Raw genomic sequence first — 12,232 nt, 5'->3', positions numbered from 1 at the left:
TCCCTTTTCTGTTGACACTACATCTGCATACTCACCAGCGCATTGCCCCTTAACACCGGAACAACGTCGTAGAGATCGTGCTGCAGACAATACGTAATATCTTTCTGAATACCCAGTCGCTGGAGTCGTTGAATGTGCGACGAACTGGACAGGTAGCTGGGCAGGTTGTCTTTTCCCTGGCAGTAAAGCCGCCAAGCCATGATAGCGCTATCCTCGGCCATTGTGTAGCTATCTTTCAGGCGTTCGACCAATGCACCAGCGTAGAGGGTATCTTCCATGTTGACGCGCCCTTTCCAGCCGGCACACAAAACCATAACGTCGTAGCGTTCCGTTTTCAGGAATTGTACAACCGCATCCAGATTCAGGAACGACCCGACAAGTACCTTCACGGCCGAACGTGACTTGGTAATAGCCAGCGTGCCGTTGGTCGTTGTCATAGCTACGTTAGCGCCCCGGATTCGTTCGTCCATATACGTGAACGGCGAATTATCCAGTTCAAACCCATCTACCTTTCGGGCATTTCGTTCAGCCGCGGCCAGATAGCCCATTTCCTGGTAGCGCTGACATTCCTCAATGGTGGCAACGGGAATAATGCTGTTTACACCATAGGCAAAGGCGGTTACCATACACGACGTAGCCCGGAACACATCAGCGACAACGACAATTGTATTTTCAACTTTGTGCAGGTGCAGTAAATCGGGCGTTAAGCAAACATCGATTTGTTTCATAAGCTTTTTTGTCATGCTGACGAAGGAAGCATCTTAAATTTTCTTAACAAACTCAATTGGATACGTTAAGATGCTTCCTTCGTCAGCATGACAAAAGAATAAGTAATAAGTTATTTTTTCACGAAAGGAGGTTTAATGACCTGTGCTTTTAATAAGCGATCACGAACTTTTACAAAAATCTCAGAACCCGGTTTGCTGAACGCGGTTTGCACATAACCCAATCCAATGCCTTTGCCAAGTGTAGGCGACTGCGTACCCGACGTAACCTCGCCAATAAAGACACCGTCGGCATCTGTCAGTTCGTAATGACCGCGGGGAACGCCCCGTTCAAGCAGCTCGAAGCCAACGAGTTTACGTGGCACACCCTGTTGCTTTTGTGCCTTCAGAAGATCGGCATCAATGAAGTCGTGCGTGAATTTTGTCACCCAGCCCAGACCGGCTTCAATGGGCGATGTTTCGTCGGTAATGTCATTGCCGTACAGGTTATACCCCATTTCGAGACGGAGAGTGTCGCGGGCACCGAGGCCAATCGGCTTAATACCGAACGGTGCTCCGGCCTGCATGATGGCATTCCAGACGCCTTCGGCCTGGTGGTTTGATACGTAGATTTCGAAACCACCCGCCCCGGTATAGCCCGTTGCCGATACAATGACGTTGGCGTAACCAGCAAAATCAGTTTTCTCAAACGTGTAGTACTCCATCGAATCCAGATCAACGTTGGTAAGCGATTGAAGGGCTTTTGCCGCCAGTGGTCCCTGTACAGCAAAGAGGCACATTTCATCGGATACGTTGACCATGCTGAGTGGTGCGCCTTCCTGCTCGTAGTCAGATACGTATTGGCTGATCCAGTTCCAATCTTTTTCAATGTTGGAGGCATTGACCACGAGCATGTATTCTATGTCGCTGATCCGATACACCAACAGATCGTCCACGATGCCGCCCCGGCCATTTGGCAGGTAGCTATACTGTACTTTACCATCGAAGAGAATGCTGGCATCGTTGGCCGAGACACGCTGGATCAGGCCCAGTGCGCCCTCTCCTTTGAGGATGAATTCGCCCATGTGGGATACATCGAATACACCAACGCCATTGCGGACGGTATTGTGCTCATCGAGATCGGAGGAGTAACGAACGGGCATCTCAAAACCCGCAAACGGCACAATTTTCGCGCCTAACTGTTGGTGAATAAGATGAAGAGGGACTTGCTTAAGCGACATGTACAGAGGGATTATCCGGCAAATTTACCGAAAAAGGTGATTTTCCTCAGTATACCTTTGGATAACCTCTACAAATTAAAATTAATGGGCAAATTGTACTTTACTCTCACTTACTTCCCCTGCTGTATACCCGGCACCTAGTTCCCATTCATTTTTTGACGACTCGTAACACTTCCCGATCCATATCAGGCCGAACACTTTTTATTATTTCACAATCGCATAGGGTCCCATCCATACAAACGACAAAGAAACCAACGGACGCACCAACTTGACGTCCAACGGTAGGCTGGCTATAAATTATTGTATCGTACCCGATTATGGGTGGTTTGAGTTTATTGCACACTAAAATTGATCGGCAAATTGTAGTTCGTGCTCACCTTCTGCCCTCGTTGAACGCCGGGTTTCCAATGCCCATTGGTTTTCTTCACGACACGCAGGGCTTCTTCATCGGCACCGTAGCCCATCCCTTTCAAGACGCGGACATTCTCGACCGCCCCGTCTGCGTTTATGACAAACGAAATAAATACCTTGCCCTGGGCCCGGGCTCTGACGGCATCTGCCGGATAGTGTAAATTCTGACTTAGAAACTGCCCTAATGCCTGCATACCGCCAGTAAATTCGGGCGGTTGTGCCACAACCGTATACTGCGTTGCGGCTCCACCTACGCTCCAGGCTTTGCCTCTCTGACAAATTCCCTTCTCATACTGCTCCTCATAGCCATAAGAACCATCCTCATATTGACCTCGCCAAACACCCTGTTTGTATCCATTTTGATAAGCGCCCTCCTCAAGTAAAATCTTAGACTGGTCTGTATCGGCAGTTGACGGTACACGGGTATGATACGTTACGCGGCCCACACCGGCTACAATTTGCTGGTGGCCCGTACTATCCCAATAAGCACTTACCTGTTCCGGACCACCGGCTTGTTGAGGACTGGACTTAGGAGCCGTTCGCACCTGCCTTATCTGTCCGTTCGTATACCAGGACGTGGTTGTGGTGGCTGCATCAAATTCCTCAATTTTTTCAGCAACAAGACCGGTCGGATAATAGATCAGTTCCGTACCGGCCCGCTTTCCATCCTTGAAATAAGCTTGCCGGAGAAGCGCGCCCTGATCGTCCAGGCTGATTAATTGCCCATCTAGTTGAATAATGGCATTTTGATAGCCAATCAGGTAGCCGGTCTTCCCCGACTTTCCCCGAAAACCGCTTTCCTGCTTAATCAGTGGCAGGCGAAATTCTTCTTTCCAGGCATTCCGGTTAGCTTTATACACCACAATATCACCGGAGGGAATACCAATTGAGTCAATCGGCGAAATTTGTTTGTAACGCGCCTGACTACTGTCGGTAAGGGGCTTATTATCGGCGTCAAAGTAGTCGATTCGTGAGCCGTTTTCGTAACGAAAAGGAGTGTTTGGCTTGAACGTTATTGGCATGGTAATCTGTTGGCGTACTGGCTTTCCGCCTTTTAATGCCGGTTTCCAGGCGTTAAACAGCTTAAATACACGCAGGGCTTCGTGATCACAATCGGGCCGGAAGGTCTTACCAACTTTTACATCCGTTAAGCGGCCATCGACGTCAACAATGCCGCTTACAATTACGCGCCCACCTTCACCTCTTGCCTGGGCGGCTGTGGGTTTGCGCAGATTCGTTTGAAGAAAAGTGTTGAAGAAAGGAATGCCGCCACGAGGTTCGGCAACGCTATCGGCTTCAAACGGCTGGTAAACGGTCGTTTGAGCAGCAGCAAATGAGACGTAAAGAAGTACGGATAGCGTAAGCCAGTATTTCATAACGGAACGATAAATAAATCGTCCGAAATATATCAAATTGACTTTCGGCAGCCAAAATGTCTTTATTTATTCTGGATAATGTCCTATTGATAAACGATCCACACCGGCTGAAACCAAGGCTTCCAGTTGAGGTTCCGTAGCCCTGTCTGCACTAATCTTTACCCCTACGGATGTAGGAACAAGCTGACGGAAGTGGAGGGCGGCTTCGAGTGAAAACTCGACGTTCAGCGCCCCGGTGGCGTTTTTAAGAAAATCAGCCCCGGCATCGGCAGCAAGTTTAACTATCTTCTGGATCTGTTCCTGATCGAGCAGCGACGTTTCCAGAATGACCGTAAAAAACTTTTCCTGCGCATGAACAAGCGCTACCAGCTTGGCCAGTTCGATCTTCAGCCAAACGGAGGTTGGCGAGAACAAGGCCGACGTATTCAGCACCACTTCAATTTCAGTAGCTCCGTCGCGTAGCGCCCACTCGATTTCCATTTGCTTGGCTTCCGTACGCTGATAACCAAACGGAAATCCAATGACGGTAGACAAGATAGCCGGGTGATTCTCGCCCAGTTCGCGCCGAAATTTCTTAACCCAAAAAGGCGCTACCGTCAGGCCTGCCATACCCAGCTGGATAACTTCATCGAGCGCGTTGTACTGCTCCCCAATGGTCACACCAGGATGCAGCAATGTCCGTTCGATATAAGGGAAAAGGTGGTTCATAGCATTAATGCGTGAATGATAGAATGATTGAGTGAGTGAATAGTTGATGAAAATCTTATTCACTCACTCAATCATTCTATCATTCACGCATTAGCGTTTACGAGTTAAGATACTTCAGTTTCACGACCTCTTTTGGATCGAGGAAGCGCCATTTACCGCGAGGTAATTCTTTCTTGGTCAAACCGGCATATGTCGTGCGATCAAGCTTAGTCACCTCATAACCAAGACTTTCGAAGATTCGGCGCACGATACGGTTGCGACCCGAATGGATCTCAATCCCAACAACATAAGCGTCGGGCGTAACGATACTTACCGCGTCGGGTTTAATCGGCCCGTCTTCCAGCTCAATACCTTTTTTGATGGTAGTCAGATGTTCTTCCGTGATGGGTTTATCCAACTCGACCTGGTATATTTTGCGGATATTGTTCGATGGATGAGTCAGCTTATCTGCCAGTTCACCATCATTCGTTACCAGTAATAGACCCGTTGTGTTGCGGTCAAGGCGCCCGACTGGATACATGCGGAAGTTACCCGCATCGGCCACCAATTCCATAACAGTTTTGCGTTCTTCAGGGTCTTCGGTAGTTGTAATATAGTCTTTCGGCTTATTCAGCAATACGTATACGAACCGTTCAGGGTTTAGCACTTTGGTGCCATACTTAACCGTGTCTCCTTCTTTTACTTTATAACCCATCTCGGTTACGACCTTGCCGTTTACCGAAATATCGCCCCTGGCAATAAGCTCGTCGGCTTCCCGACGCGAGCAAACACCCGAGTTGGCAATATAACGGTTCAAACGCGTCGCACCTGGGCCGTCGTTCTGATCAGACTGACGTTTGTCATCCGACCGATTCCGTTTAAACGTGTCGGCAGCCCGTGTTTGCTCCAGGTTATAATCGGGGGCTTTGGTGTAATTACCCGTGCGCCGATCGCCCGACTCCTTCCGTTGCTTACCCGTAAACCGGCTTTCACGATCCTGATCATTACGCGGTCCGGCCTGGAAAGGTCCGTCGTTACGCGGTCCGTCGTTACGGCGGTTGTCGCGGCTCTGATCGTTGTTACCGAATCGATTTCGCTCATCAGCTTCGCGACTGAAACCACCCACGCGCTTAAAAGCTGGTTTGTCAGGTCTGGCCGATCCCCCCTCGCGCGAAAAACGGGATGAACCCGTCCTGCCCGTGTCGCTTCTCCGATCGTTCGTACGAGGAAAATCACCGCGATTTATGCGTGGGCGATCACCATCCGGGCGTTCTTCCCGTTTTGGACGGTCACTCCCAAATCGATCATTGCTCCGGCCTCTATCGTTCGAAAAGCGGGGAGAGTCCGCGTCCCGATTACGCTGGTCCGGGCGATCTTCCCGGTTGAAGCGTGGCGCACCGGCGGGTTTATCGCTACGAGGTCCGGCACCGGCTGGACGATAGGTACGGTCATCGCGATTAAAACGAGGCCGATCACCGTCAGCAGGGCGGTTGAATTTTGGACGATCCGTATCCCGGCTACTCCCTCCCGTGCGATCACCGTCGGCAGCCCGATTGAACCTGGGCCGGTCGTTATCCCGGCTAAACCGAGAACGGTCACCATCGGCAGGTCGGTTAAATTTGGGGCGATCATTCTGACCACGATCGAAACGTGGTCCGTCATTTCGGGCGCTATCCCGTGGGCCGCTGTCGCGGTTGTCCCGATTAAAGCGGGGCCGGTCGCTATCAGCAGAGCGAGCGAGTTTCGGTCGATCATTGTCCCGACTGAACCGGGGGCGATCATCGCTCCGATTCGTATTTGCGCGTGGTCCCGTTGGACCACTGGTGCGGGCGTCATCCCGACGCCCGAATGAACGACCGTCCCGCCGTTGCGGATCACCATCACGGCTTGGTCTACCTCCCCGATCGTTCTGTTCAGAATCTTGACTCATGGAATAATACAGTAAATCAGATTTTCTTTTGATAAATCTGGCTGATTATCAGCCTATCTGTTACTAGAAAATACAAAATGGGCCACAAAGGTATAGCTTTTAGATATAACCCGGCTATGGCTGCTTTGTTGAAACGCTTTTTATCGTAAAAACAATCCACAGAAGGCCTTAGTCGTTAGTCAATACCGAGCTATTGGTACAGTTCATTTCCAATGTTATCAGGTAGGCTCCCAACACTCCTTATTCTATCGAAAACTACGTTTATGTCCCGACCCACGTTAACGCCACTCTACACGCCTACCAGAAACGCGATTGGACAGTCGCTTTTAAAACGCTATATGGATTGGCTCTTTGTAAAGAAAGGCCTGTATTTTCGGGATTATGATGATTTATGGGATTGGTCGGTAACGGATCTGGAAGATTTCTGGGAAAGCATCTGGCAGTTTTTCGATGTGCAGAGCCACACACCTTATCATCAGGTAATTTTCAGACCGAATCGGGAAGACATGATCGGCGTGAACTGGTTTTCGGAAGCTACCCTGAATTATGCCGAACATATCTTTCGCCACCGGAGCAACCAGCGTCCAGCCATTCTTTTTGCTTCTGAGCGTCAACCCGCGGTGGCAAGTCTATCCTGGGAAACGCTGGAACGGCAGGTAGCGGCTCTATCTGCTTTTTTACGCCAACAGCGCGTAGGCGTTGGGGATCGCGTGGTTGCCGTATTGCCCAATGGCCCCGAGGCTATTATCGCCTTTCTGGCAACGAATGCCATTGGTGCCGTCTGGTCGAGCTGTTCACCTGATTTTGGTACATCCGGAATAATCGACAGGTTTCAGCAGGTAGAACCTAAAATTTTGATTGCTGCCGACGGCTATAGTTACAATGGCAAAGTGGTCGACAAAACTGAATCCATCCGGGAACTTCGGGCTCAGTTACCAACACTGCAACACGTGATTTGGGTACCGTATGTCGATCCGGGAAGTGAGCTGGCTGGCGCAACAAGTTGGCCCGATGCACTGGAAACCCCAGCGCCCGATGGTCTGACGTTTGAACCCGTTCCATTTGATCATCCAATCTGGGTTCTCTATTCATCAGGCACCACCGGCAAACCTAAAGCCATCACGCACAGCGTTGGTGGGTGTTTGCTAGAGCACCTCAAAGCGCTGGGGCTGCATCAGGATGTACGCATCGGCGACCGTTATTTCTGGTATTCTACCACAGGCTGGATGATGTGGAATTATGCCCTTGGTTCTATGCTCGTGGGGGCTACTCTCGTACTTTATGACGGAGCGCCGGGCTACCCCAACCTGAATGTACTCTGGAAGCTGGCCGATAATGCTCGAATCAACCATTTTGGCAGTGGGGCGGCTTATTATCTGGCTTGCTTACGAGCGGGACTGCGCCCCGCTGATATCGTCAACTTAAGTCATTTACGAACCATCGGCTCAACAGGCTCCCCCCTGCCGGCCGAAGGTTTCCGCTGGATATATGAATCCGTAAAGCCAACGATCTGGTTGATTTCGCTAAGTGGCGGCACGGATGTATGCAGCGGTTTCGTGGGCGGTAACCCACTTTTACCCGTTTACGAAGGGGAAATTCAGTCCCGGTTGCTGGGTTGTAAGGTAGAGGCCTTTGATGAGAATGCCCGGCCCGTTCGGGGCGAGTTGGGCGAAATGGTCATTCTGGAGCCAATGCCCTCAATGCCTATTTATTTCTGGCATGACCGCAACAGTGAGCGGTATCGGAAAAGCTATTTCGATGTCTATCCCGGCATCTGGCGGCACGGCGACTATATTCGCATCACGGAGCGCAACGGCGTCATTATATACGGACGTTCGGACGCCACCCTCAACCGCGACGGCGTCCGCATTGGTACCAGCGAAATTTACAGTGCCGTCGAGAGCCTGCCCGAAATAGCTGATAGCCTGATTGTTGGTCTGGAGCAACCCGGCGGAAAGTATTTTATGCCCTTGTTTGTGGTTCTGCGTGATGGCTTTTCATTAACTGACGACTTGATTGCGCATATAAAGCAGTCGTTACGAAATCAATTCAGTCCGCGCCATGTACCCGACGCGATCTATGCCATTACCGATGTTCCTTACACCATCAGCGGCAAAAAACTGGAAACGCCGGTGAAGAAAATTTTATCCGGCACGGATGCCTCACTGGCAACGAGTAAAGATACCATTCGTAATCCAGCCTCATTAGATCAGTTTATGAATTTTACGAGATGATTTACGCGGCCGAGCAGGCTTCCAGTACGCCTTAAACGCAAATTCGCCAACGACCTAAGGTGTTGGCGAATTTGCGTTTGACAATGAACTATAGGGTAGGCTAAACCGTGTACATTTTCTCATATAAGTGATAAATCTTATCACGGCTTCGTTTTAGCCGCATTTTAACGGTACTTTCTTTCAGATTGCAGAGATCGCTAATGGCGGCAATACTCATACCGTCTTCGTATTTTAGTTTCAGCAAATCCTGCTCACTTATAGAAAGCGACTCCATAGCTCGATTGACCAGGTAGAGCGTTTCTTCGTGAACCTGTTCTTCCTTTGTTTCGGCGATATCGTGCTTGAAATCATCGTCCATACCCGTTATCTGAAGTCGTCTGGCCAACCGAATCTGATCAGAGCAATAATTAAAAGCAATGGAATAGAGCCAGGTGGAAAAACTTGACCGTTCCTGAAAGGCATCCAGCTTGTGAAAAACCTTCAGAAAAATATCGTGAGTAAAATCCTCAGCTTTTAACGGGTCTTTCGTCATTGACAGACAACGTCTATAGACTTTATTCACATAACGATTGTAAAGAGCCTCAAAACAATGCGAAGGCTTACTGGTCAGATACTGACGAATCATTTCTTCGTCACTTAATGGCTGATTGATCATTTATCTTTATGGGTTAGTTAATTTACAGGCTAGGCAAATTTCTGTTTACAAGTTAAGCAAAGGCTTATATATTCGGTTTCGTTTTATGAGTGTAAATATATTAAGTGGCATAGAAATTGATAGATTGCAACTTATTTTCATGATAAATATTAAATTAATGCAATTTATCTTGCTTATAATATAGCAAAAGGGCAATATTGTTACTATATAGTACAATAAATCAACTAAAAAAGACTTAAAAGTGATAAATAGTAAAATAATATATACCCTTATTCAATATCGTTTCATTTTTGTATAAAAATATTGATTAACTTATTCGAAATCAGCGACGAACAAAATCTTAAGTATCTAAAAATCTACAAGTGAATATAAAGTGAAAAAAGGCTTATTGCTGATCTATTTACGCGCGTTTAATCACATGTATGAATTTATTATTAGCGTTTAAACGCGAAAAATAGCAGGCATATCTATATATACTATTCACCGATACCAATACAATACGAATTGCATTTTAAGCGGTTAAAACTTTCTTTTTTATATAAAAATAAGGACATTTTATGTCAAGGCTCCGACCGTAAAGCTTGTAGAGGAAGGAACAATTTTAAATTTTCCAGCGCCCCATTGTCCAAACGAACCTTAGCATGGGGCTGATCTCGTAAGACCCGCCCCTATATGGGCACGTAGAGTAGGCTACTCTGATTTATCGGCAAGAAAAGTAATTATATCAGGGAATCTTAATCTCGAATCTAAAGTCCAATACAGAAGAATTGAGAGGATTGTCAGGAAGATTTAGCGCTATGGTAATCTTTCACAGATATAGTAGCAAACACGCTGTACAACTTAAAATAAATTGATACTTGTTGAGCGCTAAACTCATCTACCAAATCAACAAGTGTTTATTTTTGAATCAGCAATTTTTGACCAACTTCAATGGTAAACGAAGTTAGTTTATTCCAGCGCATTAGATCATTCACGCTGACCTTATTAATCAGCGCAATACGATATAAAGTTTGCCCAGCTTTTACAAAATAGTAGGTGGCTTTCTCTGGCTGCTCAACGACAAATAAATTAACTATATCATCCTTATTCGCTGGCGCTGGAGCGGTTATTTTTTTCTGAGCGATACTTGGTTTCTCCTTGTAGAATTGCTTCTGAGGTTTGGACACAATTAATTTCTGACCTACTTGTAGCGGAATATATTTAGATAAGTTATTCCAGATATAAAGTTGCTCAACTGTAATATTATACAACCGGGCAATAGAGAAATAAGTTTGACCAGCCCGCGCCACATGAATCTTACTATTCTGAGTATTCTTATCGAAATCAATTATACCAGCGTCCGACTTAATCGCTGGCTCCTTTACGGTTGCCCATTCGTCGGTCGATGAGTTTATGGTCGTATCAATAGGCACTTTAGGGGCAGAGTTATCGGGAGAATTTAATTGACTAGGTTCAGTTGACGTATTCGTCACTATAGTAATAGGCTCATCGATAGGTTTTTCTTCCTGGTCAACAGGCATCCTCCTGTACTCAACTGGCCGATTTTTAGGTTGTTTAGTTTGTAACCATAGTATCCTCCCCATTTGTACCCGTTGATTAGAAGCCATGTTGTTGTACTTGAGGAGTGATTTTAACCTGACCCCGTATAGCTGGGCAATATCATGCAACGTCTGATTCTTTTCGACAACGTGAAATGGCACTTTCGCTCGTTTTGCTTTCCGCTCGAGGTAATAAATTTCACCAGGCCGGGCTACATCATGTAGAGTTAAATCATTATACTTCAGAAAGGTCTTGATGGAAATATTTCCGTAAAAAGCCAGGGTAATAAAATTGTCGCAGTTTTGGGCTTGTATACCTTTACAATCATTTATCTTGTAATAAATGGCTGACGAGCGCATTCCAGTGCGCCGTTCTTTTATTTTTATCAGAATAGGAAAGCCAATATCCCGTTGATTTACTGCGGTTGTTTTTTCTTCCGACCTCGCAATTGAGCGGACACTCGAAAATTCGTCCGGTTTCACCTGAATTAAAACGGAGTACTTTTTCGTAGCTGGCACGACTGTGCTTTTAAGCCATTTATTGAAGGCTTTAACTTGCTCAACTGAGATGCGCAGGTTGCTGGCGATGTTTTCAAGCGTTTTACCAGCCCCCTGTTGATAATCGAATAATACATAATTCGCCAAGGGCTTGTATAACCGCTTCTCATGGTCAAATACTAACTTACGCGCTAAAATTTTCCAGAGCAGAACGGGATTTTCTGGCCCTAATAGAATATAAAACGGATCTACTGAATCTGCGGGTGTCGTGTTCGTATCTTGATTCAAATAATGGATCAACACACTAACAAAATTCCCTTGTATTTTTTGCAATTGGTCAAGCTTAATCAAGGCTACTTCGGCACTTAGCAGTAGATGAAACCGCTCGTCAACGGTTTCATCTATACGCAGTTTAAGATTGGTCGCTTGTGTTGTCGATAAGGCCCAAAAACCAACTGTATCAACATCCGAAAATGGTAAAGCTACATGTATAAAATCGGCCGGTATATCTGCTCTGGTTAATAACGGATTCAGTAGCGGATTTACCTGATGAACTGTATTTATATAATTCTCAATAAGACCATGGTGCAAATACAAGTGTTGTACCTCTTTCTGTACTTGCAGGCGAGCTGGTTGAGTTAAATGAACGGTCATCCCAGCAAAGTCAAGGTCTAGAGGTACTTCGGGTAGAGACTGAGCGTATATAGCCGTACTAAGTACAGTCATACATACTCCCCAAATTAATCTATATATTAACTTAAAATTACTGGTATTAAATAAATGCATATTAAAATCCTTAGTTGTGTAACTATATATAATTATTAAACAACCTGATAATTGACCAGTAAATAGCCAACAGAAGATGAAGCGATTTTGATCTACCTTTTACCCTCGTGCGCTTTCACCCTTTATTGAGTAGATCAATAATGTTCAGTTTCTCTTTATCAATAATGCAGCA

Annotated in this window: 8 protein-coding genes; 1 reads left to right on the top strand and 7 read right to left on the bottom strand. The window is 46.6% G+C overall.

Features of this window, described 5'->3' with window-relative positions; genetic code table 11:
- Positions 1 to 17 precede the first annotated feature (17 nt).
- The 5 genes from ACYU8Y_RS11760 to ACYU8Y_RS11740 form a co-directional block, all read right to left on the bottom strand.
- Positions 18 to 728, bottom strand: coding sequence for a 2-phosphosulfolactate phosphatase (locus ACYU8Y_RS11760; RefSeq protein ID WP_460937327.1), 711 nt, complete (start codon positions 726 to 728; stop codon positions 18 to 20).
- Positions 729 to 838: 110 nt separating this feature from the next.
- Complete coding sequence (gcvT, locus tag ACYU8Y_RS11755; RefSeq protein WP_460937325.1) at positions 839 to 1,945, bottom strand: glycine cleavage system aminomethyltransferase GcvT; 1,107 nt, start codon at positions 1,943 to 1,945, stop codon at positions 839 to 841.
- 332 nt (positions 1,946 to 2,277) lie between these two features.
- On the bottom strand, positions 2,278 to 3,732 hold the full coding sequence (locus ACYU8Y_RS11750) for a TonB family protein (RefSeq protein ID WP_460937323.1): 1,455 nt from the start codon (positions 3,730 to 3,732) through the stop codon (positions 2,278 to 2,280).
- A 66-nt stretch (positions 3,733 to 3,798) separates the two neighbouring features.
- Positions 3,799 to 4,440, bottom strand: coding sequence for a deoxyribose-phosphate aldolase (locus tag ACYU8Y_RS11745; protein WP_460937321.1), 642 nt, complete (start codon positions 4,438 to 4,440; stop codon positions 3,799 to 3,801).
- Between the two features lie 97 nt (positions 4,441 to 4,537).
- Positions 4,538 to 6,349 (bottom strand): pseudouridine synthase, encoded by a 1,812-nt coding sequence (locus ACYU8Y_RS11740; protein WP_460937319.1) that lies wholly within the window; start codon positions 6,347 to 6,349, stop codon positions 4,538 to 4,540.
- Positions 6,350 to 6,612: 263 nt separating this feature from the next.
- Between ACYU8Y_RS11740 and ACYU8Y_RS11735 the strand changes: the two genes are divergently transcribed.
- The gene (locus ACYU8Y_RS11735) at positions 6,613 to 8,583 is read left to right on the top strand and encodes an acetoacetate--CoA ligase (protein WP_460937317.1); all 1,971 of its coding nucleotides are present in this window, start codon (positions 6,613 to 6,615) and stop codon (positions 8,581 to 8,583) included.
- Positions 8,584 to 8,683: 100 nt separating this feature from the next.
- On the opposite strand, the gene ACYU8Y_RS11730 is transcribed toward ACYU8Y_RS11735, so the two are convergent.
- Together ACYU8Y_RS11730 and ACYU8Y_RS11725 are read right to left on the bottom strand one after the other, a co-directional pair.
- On the bottom strand, positions 8,684 to 9,235 hold the full coding sequence (locus ACYU8Y_RS11730) for an RNA polymerase sigma factor (RefSeq protein WP_460939028.1): 552 nt from the start codon (positions 9,233 to 9,235) through the stop codon (positions 8,684 to 8,686).
- 899 nt (positions 9,236 to 10,134) lie between these two features.
- Positions 10,135 to 12,000 carry a LysM peptidoglycan-binding domain-containing protein gene (locus ACYU8Y_RS11725; protein WP_460937315.1) on the bottom strand — a complete coding sequence of 622 codons (1,866 nt, stop codon included), beginning with the start codon at positions 11,998 to 12,000 and terminating at the stop codon, positions 10,135 to 10,137.
- Positions 12,001 to 12,232: the final 232 nt, after the last annotated feature.

Source organism: Spirosoma humi, from assembly GCF_054776575.1.
The sequence above is the reverse complement of the archived record's forward strand: the minus strand, read 5'-3'. Positions and strand labels throughout refer to the sequence as shown.

Bases quoted from the DNA above. Each gene is read 5' to 3' on its own strand.
- ACYU8Y_RS11760 (WP_460937327.1), bottom strand. From the start codon at position 728: ATGAAACAAATCGATGTTTGCTTAACGCCCGATTTACTGCACCTGCAC.
- gcvT (WP_460937325.1), bottom strand. From the start codon at position 1,945: ATGTCGCTTAAGCAAGTCCCTCTTCATCTTATTCACCAACAGTTAGGC.
- ACYU8Y_RS11750 (WP_460937323.1), bottom strand. From the start codon at position 3,732: ATGAAATACTGGCTTACGCTATCCGTACTTCTTTACGTCTCATTTGCT.
- ACYU8Y_RS11745 (WP_460937321.1), bottom strand. From the start codon at position 4,440: ATGAACCACCTTTTCCCTTATATCGAACGGACATTGCTGCATCCTGGT.
- ACYU8Y_RS11740 (WP_460937319.1), bottom strand. From the start codon at position 6,349: ATGAGTCAAGATTCTGAACAGAACGATCGGGGAGGTAGACCAAGCCGT.
- ACYU8Y_RS11735 (WP_460937317.1), top strand. From the start codon at position 6,613: ATGTCCCGACCCACGTTAACGCCACTCTACACGCCTACCAGAAACGCG.
- ACYU8Y_RS11725 (WP_460937315.1), bottom strand. From the start codon at position 12,000: ATGACTGTACTTAGTACGGCTATATACGCTCAGTCTCTACCCGAAGTA.